This window comes from Agromyces protaetiae (genome assembly GCF_030866785.1).
GTDB classification, from domain to species: Bacteria; Actinomycetota; Actinomycetes; order Actinomycetales; family Microbacteriaceae; genus Agromyces; species Agromyces silvae.
Genome location: NZ_CP133018.1, coordinates 1,772,621 through 1,790,090 on the forward strand (window position 1 = coordinate 1,772,621; position 17,470 = coordinate 1,790,090).

Genomic DNA, 17,470 nt, shown 5'->3' on the forward strand with positions numbered 1-17,470 from the left:
ACGATGGAGGAGCTGCCATGACGATGACCCCGGAGGATGCGACCCGGTTCGCCGCGAACCTCGATCGGCTCGTGGGCGCGGTCGAAGAGGTGCTGCTCGGCAAGAACCGGATCGTGCGGCTCGCGTTCACTGCACTGCTGAGCGAAGGACATCTGCTGCTCGAGGACGTACCGGGCACCGGGAAGACCTCGCTGGCACGCGCGATGGCGCAGTCCGTGTCAGGGACGAGCAATCGCGTGCAGTTCACCCCCGACCTGCTTCCGAGCGACATCACCGGCGTCACGGTGTACGACCAGCGGTCGGGCCGATTCGACTTCCACCCGGGTCCGGTGTTCGCGAGCATCGTCCTCGCCGACGAGATCAACCGGGCGAGCCCGAAGACCCAGTCCGCATTGCTCGAGGTCATGGAGGAGGGCCAGGTCACCGTCGACGGGCAGACGCACCCGGTGGGGCATCCGTTCATGGTCATCGCGACGCAGAACCCGATCGAACAGGCGGGCACCTACCGGCTGCCCGAGGCGCAGCTGGACCGATTCCTGATGCGCAGCTCGATCGGGTATCCCGACCACGCCTCGACGATCAGGATCCTCGAAGGCGCGGACCAGCGGGCGCACGAACATGTCGTCGAACCGCAGCTCGACCCGGCGGAGATCGCCGAGATGGCCGCGCTTGCGCGGACCGTCTACGTCGACCCCACGATCCACGACTACGTGTCGCGGCTCGTGGAGGCCACCCGCACGGCACGCGAGGTGCGCTTGGGCGTGAGCGTCCGAGGGGCGCTCGCGCTCATCCGCACCGCGAAGTCGCACGCGGCCGGGCGCGGCCGTCACTACGTCGTGCCCGACGACGTGAAGGCGCTTGCCGAACCGGTGCTCGCGCACCGGCTCATCCTCGACGCGGAAGCGGAGTTCGACGGCGTGACCGCATCGAACCTCATCGCGCAGGTGCTCATCGAGACACCGCCGCCGTCATCGAGGCAGGCCGGGTGACCAGGTGACGTCGCAGACCCGCACCGTTCGACCCGCGGACGCCGCGAGCCAGGGTGTCCTCGCCGTCCTCATCGCGCGAACCGTCCGCGGTGTGCACCGGATCGGCCGCGCGGCGCGCGACGCGGGCTCGGCGCTGCCGAAGGTCGTCACCCCGGTCGGCTGGGGAGTGATCGTGGCGACGGGGTCCGCGCTCGCCGCGGGCTACGTCTGGGGTTGGGCGGAGCTCGTCGCGGTCGGCTGGGGACTCGCGATCGCGACCGGCGTCGCGGCGCTGTGGCTGATCGGGACCGGTGCGTCGAAGGTGGAGCTCACGCTGCCGACGCCGCGGGTCGCGGTCGGTGAGCTCGCCGAGGCCCGGCTCGTCGCCGAGAACCCGGGGCATCGCCGCTTCGGCGGTGTGCAACTGGAGCTCCCGGTCGGCGATCGGGTGCTCGAGCGCGTGCTCCCGGCTCTGCCGCGCGGGGGTGTCGTCGACGAGCGGCTCCGCATTCCCACCGCGCGTCGCGGGGTGGTGCCGATCGGTCCGGCGCGCACCGTCCGCGCCGACCCGATCGGGATCGTCCGACGCGAGGTCGTGTGGTCGGGGACGGTGTTGCTGCACGTGCACCCCCGCACGATCTCGATGGGCGCGCTCAGCACCGGATTCGTGCGTGATCTGGAAGGCTCGCCGACGCGAGACCTCACCGCCAGCGACATCGCCTTCCACGCCCTGCGCGAGTACGTGCCCGGTGACGACCGCCGTCACATCCACTGGCGCAGCTCGGCGAAGACGGGCACGTTCATGGTCCGTCAGTACGAGGAGACGAGGCGGAGCCGGCTCATCGTCCTGCTCGATCTCGATCCGTCAGCCTACGCCGGCGACGACGAGTTCGAGCTCGCGGTGAGCGCCGCCGCCTCACTCGGAGCCAGGGCCATCCGCGATGCGCGCTCGCTCGCGTTCGTCGCCTCGGGCGCCGCGGGAGCGAGGTCGCCCGTCCGCCAGCTCCCGACCGTCTCACGCGATCGGCTCCTCGACGCCCTGAGCCTCGTCCAGCTCGAGTCGCGCGCGGCCGCGCTCCCGGATGTGGCTCGAGCGGCCGGCGAGACGCAGCCCGGCGTCTCACTCGCGTTCCTGATCACCGGGACCGCCCACGGGGTCTCCCACCTGCGCATGGCCGCGAGTCGGCTGCCGGTCGGCGTGGAGACCGTCGGCGTGCGATGCTCGCCTGCGGGCGAAGCGAGCGCCCGGCAGTCCTCGAGGCTCACCGTCTTCGGCATCGGCTACCTGGAAGACCTGCAGGCGATGCTCGCCAGGGCGGCGGCGAACGCATGACCACCGTGCCGCCTCGGGTCTCCGGTCGCCGTCGCGCGGCGACCCAGGCTCCGGATCGCGTCGCGATCGCGACGGGCGCGGCGTTGCTCGCCGGGCTGTTCGCCGCGGCGATGATCCCCTGGTGGCCCGTGTACGAGAGCCCGGCGGTCGTCGTGTGCGCCACCGTGGCCGTGCTCGCCGGACTCGGACTCGGCATCGCGGGTGCGCTCCTGCGGTGGCCGGCCTGGCTCGTCGCCGCGGCCGTCGCCGCCGCGTACCTGCTGCTCGGCGTGCCGGTGGCCGTCCCGAGTCAGGCGTGGCTCGTCGTCCTCCCGACCCCGGCCGGCCTGGTCGACCTCGTGGCGGGCGCAGCCCTGTCGTGGAAGCAGCTGCTGACGGTCGCCGCTCCCGTCGGCTCCTATCAGGCCCTGCTCGTGCCGGTCTTCCTGCTCGGCCTCGTGGGGGCGACCGTCGCCGCAACGATCGCGTTCCGTTCGAGGCATCCGGTCGCCGCCGCGATCCCACCCGCGATCGTGTTCGTCGCGGGCATCGCCCTCGGCGTCGTCGACGACCGGCTGGCCGCCTCGGCCGGGCTCGCGTTCCTCGTCGCGGTGGTCGCGTGGCTCGTCCGCGCCGCGATCGTGCGGCGCCGTGCACTCGGTGGCTCGGCGCGCATGGAGGCGGCGCTCGCGGACACACGCCGGGTGCTCGGCGCGACCGCGATCCTGTCGTTCGCGCTGGCCGGCGCGGCCGTCGCCGCCGTCGCACTGCCGATCCCGCAGCGCACGGTGGCGCGATCCGAGCTGCAACCGCCCTTCGAACCTCGCGACGAACGCAGCCCGCTGATCGGCTTCAGGGCCGCGTTCCAGCCGGGGTCGCGCGAACAGCCCATGCTCGAGGTGCGTGGCCTGCCCGACGGCGCCGGTCTGCGGATCGCCGCGCTCGATTCGTATGACGGGGTCGTCTATCGGGTCGGCGGAGACGACGGCCAGGGAGTCTCGGGCCGCTTCGCGCGCCTGCCGTACCGGCTCGACCAGTCCGCGGCCGTCGGCAGCGAGGTGCGGCTCGACGTCAGGGTGCTCGGTTACTCCGACGTGTGGGTCCCGGGTGCAGGACAGCTCGAACGCATCGAGTTCGCGGGGCCGCGCCAGGACGCGCTCGCCGATGGATTCGTGTACAACGACGTGACGGGAACCGCTGCGGTGCGTGACGGATTCGATCCCGGCGACGCGTACACCGCGTGGTCGATCGTCCCGTCGGTCCCCGGCGACCTGGCGGAGCTGCAGCCGGGCACCGCGGTGCTGCCGCCTTCGCCCGTGCTCCCCGACGAACTCGCGGCGCTGCTCGTGCAGTGGGCGCCAGCCGAGGACGAGCCGGGCGAACGCCTCGCGGCGATGATCGGCGGTCTGCACCGCGACGGGTATGTCAGTCACGGGCAGGAGGGCGAGGAGCCGAGCCGGTCTGGACACGCCCACGACCGGATCGCCGAGCTCGCCGTGGGACGCCCGATGCTCGGCGACGGCGAGCAGTACGCCGTCGCCGCGGCACTGATGGCGCGCGAGATCGGATTCCCCTCGCGGGTCGTGGTCGGCTACCTCCCATCGGCCGCCGCCGACAGCACGGGCACCGACAGTGCCGGCAGCGAGAGCACGCGCAGCGGCGGGGTGGTGCTCAGCAACAGCGATCTCCAGGCCTGGATCGAAGTGCAGACCGCCGATGGGGCCTGGCGTCAGGTCGATCCGAACCCGGAGGTCCGCGAGATTCCCGAACGGCAACCCGATGAACCGGTCGTGGTCTCCCGGCCCCAGTCCGCCCTGCCGCCGCCTGAACCGCGCACGCCGGTCGACGACCTGGCCGATGAGCCGGAGGAGGCCGGCGATGACGGGTCGGCCGATGACCAGGCCTGGCTCGGCACCCTGTTCAACGTCCTGTCCGGCGTCGGCATCACGCTGCTCATCCTCAGCCTGATCGCGAGCCCGTTCCTCGCGATCATCGCCGCGAAGCTCCGGCGACGGCGCATCCGTCGCCGGGCGGGAACCGTGGAGCAGCGCATCGAGGGCGGCTGGCAGGAGTTCGCCGACACCGCGGCCGACTTCGGGCTCCCGGTGGCGGGTGCGGGCACGCGGGCCGAGCAGGCCGCATCCGTCGGCGGGCTCGACTCGCTCGTGCTCGCGGGCGTCGTCGATCGAGCGCTGTACGCACCCGATGCTCCGGTCGAGGGAGACGACGAGCGGGTCTGGACCGCCGTCGCGGAGCTGCGGAGACGCCTCGCCAGCGAGGCCGGGACCCGCCGCAGCCTGCTCGCCGCGATCTCACTGGGGTCGCTCGGGGGGTACGCTAACTCGCGGAGGGGAGGCCGTTCGTGAGGTGCCGGATCTGCGGGGCCGAGTTGCCCGACGGAGCGATGTTCTGCGGGGAATGCGGCAGTTCGACGAGCGCGACGCCCGAGTCGCGCCGCCGACCCGATCCTCGCCCCGGCGACACGACCATCCTCGAACGCTCGAAACTCGCGACCGGCGTGGTGAGCGTGCCGGTCGACGGGTTCCGCCCGGTTGAGCCGGAACCGAGCGTCTCTGCCGCGGGTGCCGCCCGGGCGGCGGAACCGGTGTCGTTCACCCTGCGCTTCAGCACCGGAGAGACGCTGCACGTCTCGGGGACGGGGTTGATCGGCCGGAAGCCGCTGCCGCAGCCGGGCGAGTCGTTCGATCAGCTGGTGCAGATCGCCGACCGCACGCTGTCGGTCTCGAAGTCCCATCTCGAGTTCGGGCAGCACGACGGCATGCTCTGGATCTCCGACCGCTTCTCCGGCAACGGCACCGTGGTCCGCCGGCCCGACGACGGTGCGCTGCGCTGCGAGCCGGGCCGCCGATACCTGGTCCCGCGTGGCAGCCGTGTCGAGCTCGCCGACCAGCACTTCGTGGTGGACTGAGGTCCTGCACAGCCGACCGCGACCGGCGTTCATCCACCGAGTCGGCTGCGCACGTGGCCGTCGGCGATCGCATCTGATCTGCTGAGGCCGTGTCTGATCCGCCGAGGGACGTGGCCGGAGCCGCGTGGAGTGCTCGCGAACCGCTCGAGTCGCCGGGTCGGCGACCCGATGCGTCGCTCCACTTGCCGTCGGCGGCTCGAGACGAGTCGCGGCCCGGATTTCCCTGGCTCGCCTCCTGCGCGCCCGTGGTCGGGGCGGTCCTGCTCTGGACGATGACCGGCTCGCCACTCGCACTCGCCTTCGCGGCGCTCGGCCCGGTCGTCGCACTGGCCTCGATGATCGACGGCCGCCGTCACGCCGCCGCCGGTCGTCGCCGATGGAGCGCCGAACGGCGCGCCGCGCTCGATGAGCTGCGGCGGGAGGTCGGCCGGCGGCATGCCGGAGAACGCGCGGCCGCGTGGCGAACCACGCCGCCCGCCTCAGCGATGCTCGAGCACGCCCCTGGAGTGGGCTGGCGCGGGAGCGGGCCGGGCCTCGTCGTGATCGGGCGCGGCGACGTGCCGAGCGCGGTACGGGTCGGCGGAACGCCGTTCGACGAGTGCGATCGCGTGCTGCTCCGCGAGGCGGCGGTCGTCAGCGACGCGCCGGTCCACGCCGATCCGCGGGGCGGGCTCGGCTTCGTGGGGCCGCCGCCGCTCGCACGGGCGGCCGCGCGGTCCGCGCTCATCCAGCTCGCGCACCTCGCGATGCCCGGTGCCATCGCGGTGCACGTGCCCGACGGTCCGGAGTGGGCCTGGGCGAGCGAGCTTCCGCACCGGACCGGCTCGGAGTCCATCGTCATCGACGAGGGCGCGGCGCCCGGCGAGACGGTCGATGCACCGGCGCGGCCGGCGAAGGACGCACGGCCCGGTGCCGGCTGGCACGTGGCGACCGCATCCACGGCCGCCGGGCTTCCGCCGGGCCTCGCCACGGTCGTGCGGGTGGTGCATCCGGCGCACGCGATCGTCGAGCGCGAGGCGGCCCGGCCCGGGCATCGAGTGATCGTTCCCGAGCTGGTGTCGATGGCAGATGCCGCGTCCTGGGCGGCTGCCGCCCGGGCGGCTGCCGCCCGAGCCGGACTCGCCGACGGCGGTTCGACCGTCCCGGCCGATGTCCCGATCGCCACCCTCGTGCAGCCGGCGCGCCGGCACTCCGAGCGGTCGACGCTCGCGGTCGTCGTCGGAGTGGGCGCGGGCGGTCCGGTCGAGCTCGACCTCGTGCGCGAGGGGCCGCACGCCCTCGTCGCCGGAACGAGCGGGAGCGGCAAGAGCGAGTTCCTCGTGACCTGGCTGGCGGCACTCGCCGCGGTGCATCCGCCCGAGCTCGTCGCGTTCCTCCTGGTGGACTTCAAGGGCGGTGCGGCGTTCGAGCCCCTGCGCGGACTCCCGCACGTCGCCGGGCTCGTGACCGACCTCGACGAAGCCGAGGCGGTCCGCGCGGTCCAGAGTCTGCGTGCCGAGCTCCGGCATCGTGAGGAGGTGCTTCGAGCTGCCGGGTGCCGTGCCATCGCCGAGCTGCCGGATGAGACGGTGCTGCCCCGGCTCATCATCGTCGTCGACGAGTTCCAGGCGATGGTGGAACGGTTCCCGGACCTCGCTCCGCTCATCGGCGACATCGCGTCGCGCGGGCGGTCGCTCGGCGTGCACCTGGTGCTCGCCGCGCAGCGGCCGAACGGCGTGGTCCGCGAGAATGTGACGGCGAACTGCGGTCTCCGGGTCTCGCTCCGGGTGCTGCACCGCGCCGACAGCCTCGCCGTGCTCGGTGTGGAACACGCGGCCGCGCTCGATCCCTCGTCCCCGGGGCGTGCGCTGGTCGCGCGCGACGGCGTCGCGATCGAGTTCCAGTCGGCGCTCGCGTCGCCCGCGTCCATCGAGCGCGTGCGGCTCGGCGCGACGGGGGCTCCGGCGCGGCGCCCGTGGCTCGACCCGCTCCCGCGACGGCTCACCCTCGCCACGCTGGATGCGGAGCCACTCGAACCCGCTGCCCAGGGCGACGAGCTGACGTTCGGGCTCGCGGACGATCCCGATCGGCAGCGGCGCGAGCGCGCGGCGTGGCACCCGCACCGGGACGGTCCGTTCCTCGTCGTGGGTTCCGCGGGCAGCGGTCGTTCGACCGTCCTCGGCGCGATCGCCGCGGCGTTCGCCGATCGGCACGGCGCCGGGTCGGTCGTCGTGCTCGGTGGGCCGCCCAGCACCGAGTGGGATGTCGTGCACGACGCGCTCCTCCGGGTCGGGGGCGGCGCGCGGGAACCCCGCCTGCTGATCGCAGACGATCTCGACGTGCGCTACCGGTCGTGGCCGGAGGACCACCGACTCGCGGTGCTCGACGCGATCGCGGCGCTCGGCCGCGAGGGGCGCTCGGGCGGCCTGCACCTCGCGGCCTCGGCCATGACGGCGCGCTCGCTTCCCGGACCCATGCGGGACACGTTCGGCGCGGCCGTGCTGCTCCGTCATGCCGGTCGAACCGACGTGGTGCAGGCGGGCGGTGTCGGCGAGCTCTGGCGCGCCGACGATCCGCCCGGCGCGGGGCAATGGCACGGGCGGCGCATCCAGGTCGTCGACCGCGGGCGGCCCGGTCCTCCCTCGACCCGCCCCGTGCCGTCGCTGCGACTGGCCGCCGACGTGCCGATCGCCGTCGTGAGCGCGTCACCCGCACGTGACGCCGAGGCGCTCGTCGCCGCGGTCGGGCGCGATCTGATCCTGCTGCGACACGGCACGGACGGCGCGGCTCGGGCGCTCTCGGCCCTCCAGGACGCGGCGCCGGTCGTCGTGGGGGACGCCGAGGCGTGGTCGGCGAACTGGATGCTGCTCGCCACGATCCGGGAGCGCGGCGCGCTCGTGGTGCACGCGAGCGCCGCAGAACTGCGCAGCATCACCCGCGACCGCGTGCCGCCCCCGATGCTCGATCCCGGCCTGACCCAGTGCTGGGTGATCCTGCCGGGCGAGGCCCCGGCCAGGTTCGGCTGGCCGCTGACCCGTATCGAGGGTCCGCATCGGACCGAACCTGCGGAATCCTCGGTCGTTTGGCCCGCACGAAACGGAATTCGCGGGTGATGTTCCCAGAAATTAACGATTCCGAGACCGAACCGTGAATTCGACCCCTCAGTGTGTAAGTATCTTCCCACCCGCAATGAGGCGTTCTCGATTGGAGCCCATGTGTCCGCACGTCGCCCCCTCCCCGAAGACCCGATCGTCCGTTCGCTCGTCGTGCAGGCCCGGCGCGCCCAGCTGAACCGCCGCACCCTGCTCACCGGCGCCGGGGTCGGTGCCTCGGCGCTCGCGCTCGCGGCCTGCTCGACGGGCGGCGGGCAGGCGAAGCCCAGCGCCGCCGCGGACGAGTCGGCCACCGACAAGACCCTCAACTGGGCCAACTGGGCGGCGTACATCGACGAGGACGACAGCGGGGACTACCCGACGCTCACCCGGTTCACCGAAGAGACCGGCATCGAGGTGAACTACGAGGTCGCCGTCGACGACAACAACACCTACTACGGCAAGGTCAAGGACCAGCTCGCGCTCGGCCAGGACATCGGTGCCGACACCGTGTGTCTCACCGACTGGATGGTGAGCCGCTGGATCCGTCTCGGGTATACGCAGAAGCTCGATCACTCGAACATCCCGAACCTCGCCAACCTCGCGCCGGCACTCGAGGATCCCGACTTCGATCCCGGCCGCGAGATGTCCGTGCCGTGGCAGGGCGGCTTCGCCGGCATCTGCTGGAACAAGGCGGCGATCCCCGGCGGGCTCGAGTCGGTGGAAGATCTCTGGAACCCGGACTTCAAGGGACGCGTCGGCGTGCTCTCCGAGATGCGCGACACGATCGGGCTGCTCATGCTGCAGAACGGCGTCGACATCTCGGGGGAGTGGGGCGACGCCGAGTTCGAGGCGGCGAACGACCTGCTGCGGGAGCAGGTCGAGTCGGGCCAGGTCCGCAACATCAAGGGCAACTCCTACCTCGAGGACCTCAAGAGCGGCGACACCCTGGCCGCGATCTGCTGGTCAGGGGACATCACCGTCATCAATGCCGAGGCGGGCGACCAGTGGGAGTTCGCCATCCCGTCGGCGGGAGCGACGCTCTGGAACGACAACTTCCTCGTGCCGATCGGTTCGAGCCGCAAGACCAACGCCGAGACGCTCATCAACTACTACTACGAGCCCGAGGTCGCGGCCGAGGTCGCCGCGTGGGTGAACTACATCACGCCGGTCGTCGGCGCGAAGGAGGCCGCGGCAGCGATCGATCCCGAGCTCGCCGAGAACCAGCTCATCTTCCCCGACGAAGAGACGCTCTCGCGGGCGCACATCTTCCGTTCCCTCACGGGTGCCGAGGAGCAGAAGTACCAGGCCGAGTTCCAGAGCATCCTGCTCGGTTCGTGACCGGGGGCAGATGATGGCGTCAGTACGCGAGTTCTCCGAGCGGGGCGCCGACCTCGAACTCTCGGGCATCCAGAAGCGCTTCCCCGGGTTCACGGCGATCGAGGACCTCGATCTCACGATCCCGGCCGGTTCGTTCTTCGCCCTCCTCGGCCCGTCAGGCTGCGGCAAGACCACGACTCTGCGACTCGTGGCGGGCCTTGAAGAACCCACGAAGGGTCGCATCCTGATCGGCGGGCGCGACGTGACCGACACCAAGGCGCATGAGCGTCCGGTGAACACGGTGTTCCAGAGCTATGCGCTGTTTCCGCACATGACGATCGTCGAGAACGTCGCCTTCGGGCTCAAGCGCCGTCGCATCGGCGATGCGATGACCAGGGCGCACGACGCGCTGAAGCTCGTCGAGCTCGATCACCTCGCCCAGCGCCGGCCGCAGCAGCTCTCGGGCGGCCAGCAGCAGCGGGTCGCGCTCGCCCGAGCCATCGTGAACCGGCCGGCACTGCTGCTCCTCGACGAACCGCTGGGCGCGCTCGACCTCAAGCTGCGCCGTCAGATGCAACTCGAGCTCAAGGGCATCCAAGAAGAGGTGGGGCTGACCTTCCTGCACGTCACGCACGACCAGGAGGAGGCTATGACCATGGCCGACACGGTCGCCGTGATGAACAAGGGCGCGATCGAGCAGATGGGTGCGCCGGAAGAGCTGTACGATCTGCCGCGCACCGTATTCGTGGCCAACTTCCTGGGCCAGTCGAACCTGTTCACCGGGCCCGTCAGCGGAAGCAGCGAGCTCGCCGTCACGGTCGACGCGGGCGGCCACGCGATCACGGTGCCGGCGAATCGCGCGCAACGCCATCGCGGCACGATCACCGTCGGCGTGCGCCCCGAGAAGGTCGTGCTGCACGTCCAGGATCCCGGTGCAGCATCCGACCGGAACACGCTCGGGCCCGGCCGTGTGGTCGACGTCTCGTTCTCCGGTGTGAGCACGCAGTATCTCGTCGAGGTGACCGGCGTGGGAACGGTGACGGTGTTCGCCCAGAACGTCGGGCACGGACCGGTCGCAGCGCTCGGTGCCGAGGTCTGGGTGAGCTGGGAGATCGCGCACGGGTTCGGCCTCGCCGACGAGCCGGGTCACGGCGAGCGGTTCGCCGCGGACGATTCGACGAGCTCGATCGCGGTGCAGCATCGCGAGGACCTGCTCGCGGAGCTCGGAGACCGCTGACATGGCCTTCGCAGCATTCGCGACGGCAGAGGCGCAGCCGCAGGCGCCCAAGAAGCGGAGTCGCATCGCGCTGCTCCTGCTGCTGCCGGGCATTGCCTATCTGGTGCTGTTCTTCCTCACGCCGCTCGTCTCTCTCCTCCTCACGAGCCTCCAGGCGCCGAGCGAGTTCGGCGACATCGGGGTGTACGACTACGCGTTCAACTGGCAGAACTACGTCACGGTCATCAGCGACTACTGGCCGCACATCCTGCGTTCGTTCGGCTACGCGCTCGCCGCCACCGTGCTCGCCCTGCTGTTCAGCTATCCGCTGGCGTACTTCATCGGCGTGAAGGCAAGGCGGTGGCCCCTGCTGCAGAGCCTCATGCTGGTACTCGTCATCGCCCCGTTCTTCATCAGCTTCCTGCTCCGCACGCTGGCATGGAAGCAGATCCTCTCGGATGAGTCCTTCATCATCACGTCGCTCAAGGCGCTGTCGCTGCTCGCACCCGACGCGCACTTCACGGGCACGCCGTTCGCGGTCATCTTCGGCTTGACGTACAACTTCATCCCGTTCATGACCCTGCCGCTGTACACGACGCTCGAACGCCTCGATGTGCGGTACCTCGAGGCGGGGTCCGATCTCTACGCGAGCCCGTTCCAGGTCTTCCGCAAGGTGACGGTTCCGCTGTCGATGCCGGGGATCGTGGCGGGCACGCTGCTCACGTTCATCCCCGCCGCCGGTGACTACATCAACGCCAGCCGCGACTTCCTCGGCGGGCCGGACACCCAGATGATGGGCAACGTGATCGAGGCGAACTTCCTCGTGCTGCTGAACTATCCGGCGGCCGCGGCGCTGTCGATCGTCCTCATGGCCGCGATCCTGGTGCTCGTCGGCGTCTACGTGAAACGCTCCGGAACGGAGGACCTGCTGTGAGTGGTGAGGTCCAGGCGGCCGCCGTGCTCGGCGGACTCGCCGAGAACGAACAACTCGACGATCGCCGGCCGCCCCGGCGGGTGCGGGCCGGCCGGATCGGGCTCGGCGACTGGCTGCTCCCGGCCTACGCTGTGATGGCCTTCGTGTTCCTGCTCATCCCGATCGTGTACACCTTCGTGTTCTCGTTCAACGATTCGATCAAGTCGAACATCGCATGGCGCGGCTTCACCTTCGACAAGTGGTTGAACGTCTGCAACGTCGAGGGCGGCGCGGTCTGTCAGGCCTTCGGCAACAGCATCGTCATCGGATTGACGGCGACCCTGATCGCCACCGTACTCGGCACCATGATCGCGATCGCGCTCGTGCGGTACCGATTCCGGGCTCGCTCGTCGATCAGCCTGCTGCTGTTCCTGCCGATGGCGACACCCGAGGTCGTGCTCGGCGCCGGTCTCGCCGCGCAGTTCCTCGCCGTCGGCGTGCCGAAGGACATGACGACGATCATCCTCGCGCACACCATGTTCTGCATCAGCTTCGTCGTCGTCACGGTCAAGGCACGCGTGGCGAGCCTCGATCCGGCGCTCGAGGAAGCGGGCCGCGATCTCTACGGATCGCCCGCGCAGGTGTTCTGGCGGGTCACCTTCCCGTTGCTGCTGCCGGGCGTGCTCGCGGCCGCACTGCTCGCGTTCGCGCTCAGTTTCGATGACTTCATCATCACGAACTTCAACTCGGGGTCGGTGACCACGTTCCCGAAGTACGTGTACATCTCGGCGTCGCGCGGCATTCCGGCCGAGGCGAACGTGATCGCGTCGGCGGTGTTCCTGTTCGCCATCGTGCTGGTGGTCGTCGCGCAGGTCTCGCGCGCCGCGCGCGCGAAACGCCTCGCCAAGCTGGGCTGAGCGACACCGGCCGGATGCCTCGGGCGGGGCCCGCCCGAGGCAGACGGTCACACCGTGGCGCGGATCTCGCCGACCGGCCGGTCGCCGCCCATGACCCAGAGGTCGAGCTCGGCCTGCACGGCGTCGATGGCCGCCTGCTCGAGCGCCCCCTCACGGGCCAGAAGGCGCAGCGCCACGATGGCCGTCGCACGTGCGCTGCCGTCGAGCACCTTCACCGCCACGGTGGTGCCGTTCGGGGCGGTCATCACCATGACCCCCTCGGCGCCGATCTTCGCGAACACGCCCAGCCGTTCGACGGCGACGGTGTCGGGACGGCCGGGCCCGCCCGCTGCCCAGGCGTGCGTGCGGACCGCGTCGGCGAGGGCTGCGGCCTCGCGGTACAGCGCGAACGGCGACGAAGACTGTGCGGTGGTGATCTTGTGGATGCCGCGGGCGAGACCAGCGAGGCTGATGGCGTGCACCGGGGCACCGCACCCGTCGACGCCGCTCGCGACGGGTCGCTCACCCGTGAAGCGCTCGAGCACGTCGAGCACCTTGCGCTGCATCGGATGCTCCGGGTCGAGGTAGTCCTGCAGCGGCCAGCCGTTCGCGGCGCACGCGACGAGCATGGCTGCGTGCTTGCCGGAGCACTCCATGTACACGGGTTCCGCGGTCTGACCCGCCCGGATGATCTGTTCGCGGGCTGCGCGATCGAGCGGCATCGCCGGCGGGCAGCCGAGCGCGTCGATCGGCACCGAGGCTCGTGCGAGCAGTCCGCGCACGAGCGCGACGTGTGCGGCGGTGCCGGAGTGGCTCGCGGTGGCGATGGCGGCGTCCTCGCCGCGGAGCGGCGCGCCCGATGTCATGGACGCGAGCGCCTGGAACGGCTTCAGGGTCGAGCGCGGGAAGATCGGCGATCGGACGTCGCCGAGCTCACGCACGAGCTCACCCTCGGAGGAGAGGACCACGGCCGAGCCCGCATGGCGGGACTCGACGAATCCGTTGCGTTCGACCACGGCGAGTTCGACGGCGTTGCTGACGGTGAAGGTCTCGGCCACGGCTCAGCCGAGGGCCGCGAAACCGTCGTCGAGCACCTGGAGGGCGTCGTCGATGAGGGCGTCGGAGACGGCGAGGCTCGGCAGGAAGCGCAGGACGTTCCCGTATGTGCCGGCGTTGAGGAAGAGGACGCCGCGCTCGGCGGCGAACGCGATCAGCGAACCCACGGCCTCGGGATACGGCTGCTTCGACGAGCGCCCGGTGCCGGGCTGGACCAGTTCGATCGCGATCATCGCACCCTTGCCGCGGATGTCGCCGATGACGTCGTAGCGCTCGGCGAGCCGCGCCAGGCCCGCGAGCAGCGTGCGTTCGATGCGCTGCGCTTCGGCGAGCAGACGATTCCGGTCGATGGACTCGAACACGGCGACGGCTGCGGCGCAGGCCACGGGGTTGCCGCCGAAGGTGCCGCCGAGTCCGCCCGGCTGCGCCGCGTCCATGATCTCGGCGCGCCCGGTGACGGCGGCGAGGGGGAGGCCGCCGGCGATGCCCTTGGCGGTGAGCACGAGGTCGGGCTCCCACTCGAAGTGCTCGCTCGCGAAGAAGGCGCCGGTGCGCGCCATGCCCGATTGGATCTCGTCGGCGATCATGACGACGCCCTGCTCGGTGCACCAGTTCTGCAGGATGCCGAGGAAGCCGTCGGCGGGGACGATGAAGCCGCCCTCACCCTGGATCGGCTCGACGACGAGGCACGCGAGGTCGGTGGCCCCGACGACCTTCTCGAGGTAGGCGATCGTCCGGGCCGCGGCGTCCGCGCCGCTCAGGCCGTCGCGGTACGGGTACGAGTTGGGGGCGTGGTAGACATCGCCGGCGAACGGACCGAACCCGGTCGCATACGGGTGCGCCTTGTAGTTCATCGCCATCGTGAGGTTCGTGCGCCCGTGGTAGGCGTGGTCGAGTACCGCGACGGCGCGCCGGCCCGTGTACTTCCGAGCGATCTTCACGCCGTTCTCGACGGCCTCCGCGCCCGAGTTCACGAGCACGGACTTCTTCGACCAATTGCCGGGGGTACGCTCCGCGAGCAGCTCGGCCACGCGCACGTACTCCTCGTACGGCGTGATGGTGAAGAGCGTGTGGATCACGTCTTGCAGCTGCGATGCGGCGGCCTCGACGACCCGCTCCTCGGTGTGGCCGACCGTCGTGACGCCGATGCCGGCGCCGAAATCCACGAACTGGTTGCCGTCGACGTCGACGAGGATGGCCCCGTTCGCACGTTCGATGTACACGGGGAGGGCGCTGGCGACGCCCTCGGAGACCACGGCCGTGCGTCGCGCCTGGAGCTCCTGCGAGCGCGGGCCGGGAATGGCGGTCACGATCTTGCGCTCCTGCGTCACGGTGTAGACCGGGGCGGACGCGGCGTTGGCGTCGGCGTCGATGGTGTCAGTCATGGTCGTCCCAGCTTAGCTTTCCGGTCGGATCCCTCCGAGCTTGACCGGTGGAGCCGCCGGACGCGGCAGAATCGAGGCACAGACCGACCGGAGGGACGGGTGTATGCGACTCAATGAGCATGAGTATGCGATCGAGCTGGAATGGACGGGCGATCAGGGTGCGGGAACGGCCGGGCCGCGAGCGTATCGCCGGACGCACATCGTGCGCGCCCGCGGCAAGCTGCACGACCTGCACGGCAGTGCCGATCGCGCCTTCCACGGCGACCGCGACCGGTGGAATCCCGAAGAGCTGCTGCTCGCGGCGCTCGCCGACTGCCACATGATGTCCTACCTCTACGCGGCCGCCCGGCGCGGCGTGATCGTGCGCGGCTACGCCGATTCGCCGACGGCCCTGCTCCGCCAGAACGGCCAAGGCGGCGGCGCGATCGTCGAGGCGGTGCTGAGGCCGCGAGTGGTGATGGCGGACGCCTCGATGCTCGAACACGCGGAGGCGTTGCACGAGGAGGCGGCCGAGACCTGCTTCATCAACGCGTCCGTGGCGTTCCCGGTGCGGCACGAGCCGACCGTGTCACTGCTCACGTAGCGGGTATCGGGCTCGTCGCTCGCTACTCGACCCGCGCGGCCGGCGCGGTCGGAATGCTCACCGGGGCGTCCGTGCACGGGTCGCCGCCGATCAGCCGCGTGCAGGCGGGCAGGAACCCGGGATACCGCTCGGCGGTCGGGTCGCCGAACCAGCGGTGCCAGATCCGCCAGAAGTTGAGATTGCCGAAGGCGGAGCATCCGTCGCCCGTGTCCGGGTTCTCGAGCGTCGCCGGATTCGGCTGGTACGGCGTGTAGTTGTACAGATTCGCCGTGGCCTGATTCCTGATGGTCACGGGCGCCGCGCCGCAGGCCGCGTCGGGGTTGAACTGCACGTCCACGGTGCCGATCTTGTAGGTGCGTTCGGGCACTTCGGAGTACTGCCGGAACTGCCAGGCCGCGTGGTACACCTGGTTGAAGAAGCCGAAGTAGTCCTCGTCGCAGTCGGCCGTGTCGGGACAGCCATACCCGGTGGCGCGTAGGTAGCCGCGCTCGGTCGGGCGGGAGAGCAGCGACTGCTCCTTCTGCAGCAGCACGATCAGCGTGCGCGGGCTCACGCCGCACGCCTCGGCGACGCGCTCGACGATCCGGCTCGCGGGCTCCCTGGGGGCGCCCCGGTACTCCGTGCAGTGGCCCGCGCCGGCCGCCGGCTGCGTCTCGGTCGTCTCCCGATAGTCGGCGAGGCACGGCACGCCGTCGTCGGGCCGGCACGAGACCCCCTCGAAGAAGGCCTGGATCTCGGCCTCGCTCATGGCGGTGCGGTCGTAGAAGCTGTCATCGCTGACGACGTACCCGGGGTCGAACCCCGAGGTGGCCGGCTCCGTCCCCGTGCCGGCGTCCTCCGCGCTCACGGGCGCGGAGGGCGTGGGCGCGGTCGCCGACGCGCACCCGGCGAGGAGCAGGGCGGCGATCGCCAACAGGGGGAGCAGCGGGGATCTCATCGCGACCGACGCTATCGCGCCGGGCCCGGCCTCCGCTGGGAATCGCGATGGCGCCGGTGCCACACGTGGATCAGCAGCCCGACTCAGACCCGCTCGTGCGGAGCGATCCGGTCGGCGATCCGGGCGAGCGTGCCCTGCGGGGGCGCCTCGTTGTACACGCCCGCGAGCTCCTGGCCGGTCAGCTCGTGGATCGCCGCCATGATCTCATCGGTGGCTGCGCGACGCGCGCGCCCGGACGACGCCGGACCGTGGTGCTGAAGGTCGAGTGCGGCACCGAACCGCACGGTCACGGGCCGGACGCGCGGCCGGCTCGAGCCGACCGGCTGGATCTCCTGGGTGCCGACGAGTCCGACGGGGACGACGGTCGCGCCGGTGGTCAGAGCAAGCCAGGCCACGCCGGTCCGGCCGCGGTAGAGGCGGCCGTCGAGCGAGCGGGTGCCCTCCGGGTAGAGGGCGAACGCATTGCCCGCCTCGAGGATGCGCCGCCCCTGATCGAGCGCCTCCTGCGCCTGCGATCCTGCGCCGCGCTCGACAGACACGGCCCCGATCGCACCGAAGAACGTGCGCGACACCCAGCCCTTCAGCCCGCGGCCCGTGAAGTAGTGGGACTTGGCGAGGAACTGCACCGGACGTGGCGCGGCGAGCGGGATCACGATGCTGTCGACGAACGACAGGTGATTCGATGCGAAGATCACGGCCCCGTGCTTCGGGACGAGGTCGGAGCCGATGATCTTCGGACGGTAGACGAGCAGCACGAGTGGCCGGAGGATCCCGCGGATGATGCGGTAGACCGGGCCGGCGGTGCCCGGTTCGGCGGGGATGGCATCCGCCTTGATCTCACTCACGCTCCGACGCTACGACCCGGGATATGCGGCCTAGGGCAT

14 protein-coding genes are annotated in these 17,470 nt (G+C 71.1%); 10 read left to right on the forward strand and 4 right to left on the reverse strand.

From position 1 onward, the window contains the following. Window positions 1–17 precede the first annotated feature (17 nt). The 9 genes from QU602_RS08155 (at window position 18) to QU602_RS08195 (ending at window position 12,646) form a co-directional block, all read left to right on the forward strand. Window positions 18–989 (forward strand): AAA family ATPase, encoded by a 972-nt coding sequence (locus tag QU602_RS08155; RefSeq protein ID WP_308799768.1) that lies wholly within the window; start codon window positions 18–20, stop codon window positions 987–989. Between the two features lie 4 nt (window positions 990–993). After that, window positions 994–2,301 (forward strand): DUF58 domain-containing protein, encoded by a 1,308-nt coding sequence (locus tag QU602_RS08160; RefSeq protein ID WP_308799770.1) that lies wholly within the window; start codon window positions 994–996, stop codon window positions 2,299–2,301. Beyond that, window positions 2,298–4,646, forward strand: a complete 2,349-nt coding sequence (locus tag QU602_RS08165) for a transglutaminase family protein (protein WP_308799771.1) — start codon at window positions 2,298–2,300, stop codon at window positions 4,644–4,646. The genes QU602_RS08160 and QU602_RS08165 overlap by 4 nt, the downstream gene beginning before the upstream one ends. Further along, a complete protein-coding gene (locus QU602_RS08170; protein WP_308799772.1) occupies window positions 4,643–5,209 on the forward strand; it encodes a zinc-ribbon domain-containing protein in 567 nt (188 codons plus the stop codon). The genes QU602_RS08165 and QU602_RS08170 overlap by 4 nt, the downstream gene beginning before the upstream one ends. A 272-nt stretch (window positions 5,210–5,481) precedes the next feature. Continuing rightward, window positions 5,482–8,301 carry an FtsK/SpoIIIE domain-containing protein gene (locus QU602_RS08175; RefSeq protein WP_308799773.1) on the forward strand — a complete coding sequence of 940 codons (2,820 nt, stop codon included), beginning with the start codon at window positions 5,482–5,484 and terminating at the stop codon, window positions 8,299–8,301. Window positions 8,302–8,403: 102 nt separating this feature from the next. Next, on the forward strand, window positions 8,404–9,621 hold the full coding sequence (locus QU602_RS08180) for an ABC transporter substrate-binding protein (protein WP_308799774.1): 1,218 nt from the start codon (window positions 8,404–8,406) through the stop codon (window positions 9,619–9,621). A 13-nt stretch (window positions 9,622–9,634) separates the two neighbouring features. Continuing rightward, window positions 9,635–10,837 carry an ABC transporter ATP-binding protein gene (locus QU602_RS08185; protein ID WP_308800122.1) on the forward strand — a complete coding sequence of 401 codons (1,203 nt, stop codon included), beginning with the start codon at window positions 9,635–9,637 and terminating at the stop codon, window positions 10,835–10,837. Window position 10,838: 1 nt separating this feature from the next. Further along, window positions 10,839–11,750, forward strand: coding sequence for an ABC transporter permease (locus tag QU602_RS08190; protein ID WP_308799775.1), 912 nt, complete (start codon window positions 10,839–10,841; stop codon window positions 11,748–11,750). 134 nt (window positions 11,751–11,884) lie between these two features. After that, the gene (locus QU602_RS08195) at window positions 11,885–12,646 is read left to right on the forward strand and encodes an ABC transporter permease (RefSeq protein ID WP_308800124.1); all 762 of its coding nucleotides are present in this window, start codon (window positions 11,885–11,887) and stop codon (window positions 12,644–12,646) included. Between the two features lie 47 nt (window positions 12,647–12,693). On the opposite strand, the gene QU602_RS08200 is transcribed toward QU602_RS08195, so the two are convergent. Continuing rightward, window positions 12,694–13,683: an asparaginase gene (locus QU602_RS08200; protein ID WP_308799776.1), complete on the reverse strand. Its 990-nt coding sequence runs from the start codon at window positions 13,681–13,683 to the stop codon at window positions 12,694–12,696. A gap of 3 nt (window positions 13,684–13,686) precedes the next feature. Next, window positions 13,687–15,066, reverse strand: coding sequence for a 4-aminobutyrate--2-oxoglutarate transaminase (gabT, locus tag QU602_RS08205; RefSeq protein WP_308799777.1), 1,380 nt, complete (start codon window positions 15,064–15,066; stop codon window positions 13,687–13,689). 103 nt (window positions 15,067–15,169) lie between these two features. Between gabT and QU602_RS08210 the strand changes: the two genes are divergently transcribed. Continuing rightward, window positions 15,170–15,649: an OsmC family protein gene (locus QU602_RS08210; RefSeq protein ID WP_308799778.1), complete on the forward strand. Its 480-nt coding sequence runs from the start codon at window positions 15,170–15,172 to the stop codon at window positions 15,647–15,649. 22 nt (window positions 15,650–15,671) lie between these two features. On the opposite strand, the gene QU602_RS08215 is transcribed toward QU602_RS08210, so the two are convergent. Both QU602_RS08215 and QU602_RS08220 read right to left on the reverse strand, forming a co-directional pair. Further along, on the reverse strand, window positions 15,672–16,586 hold the full coding sequence (locus QU602_RS08215) for a hypothetical protein (protein WP_308799779.1): 915 nt from the start codon (window positions 16,584–16,586) through the stop codon (window positions 15,672–15,674). Between the two features lie 83 nt (window positions 16,587–16,669). After that, window positions 16,670–17,431 carry a lysophospholipid acyltransferase family protein gene (locus tag QU602_RS08220; RefSeq protein ID WP_373692906.1) on the reverse strand — a complete coding sequence of 254 codons (762 nt, stop codon included), beginning with the start codon at window positions 17,429–17,431 and terminating at the stop codon, window positions 16,670–16,672. Window positions 17,432–17,470 lie beyond the last annotated feature (39 nt).

Bases quoted from the DNA above. Each gene is read 5' to 3' on its own strand.
- QU602_RS08155 (WP_308799768.1), top strand. From the start codon at position 18: ATGACGATGACCCCGGAGGATGCGACCCGGTTCGCCGCGAACCTCGAT.
- QU602_RS08165 (WP_308799771.1), top strand. From the start codon at position 2,298: ATGACCACCGTGCCGCCTCGGGTCTCCGGTCGCCGTCGCGCGGCGACC.
- QU602_RS08175 (WP_308799773.1), top strand. From the start codon at position 5,482: ATGACCGGCTCGCCACTCGCACTCGCCTTCGCGGCGCTCGGCCCGGTC.
- QU602_RS08185 (WP_308800122.1), top strand. From the start codon at position 9,635: ATGGCGTCAGTACGCGAGTTCTCCGAGCGGGGCGCCGACCTCGAACTC.
- QU602_RS08190 (WP_308799775.1), top strand. From the start codon at position 10,839: ATGGCCTTCGCAGCATTCGCGACGGCAGAGGCGCAGCCGCAGGCGCCC.
- QU602_RS08195 (WP_308800124.1), top strand. From the start codon at position 11,885: ATGGCCTTCGTGTTCCTGCTCATCCCGATCGTGTACACCTTCGTGTTC.
- gabT (WP_308799777.1), bottom strand. From the start codon at position 15,066: ATGACTGACACCATCGACGCCGACGCCAACGCCGCGTCCGCCCCGGTC.
- QU602_RS08210 (WP_308799778.1), top strand. From the start codon at position 15,170: ATGCGACTCAATGAGCATGAGTATGCGATCGAGCTGGAATGGACGGGC.
- QU602_RS08215 (WP_308799779.1), bottom strand. From the start codon at position 16,586: ATGAGATCCCCGCTGCTCCCCCTGTTGGCGATCGCCGCCCTGCTCCTC.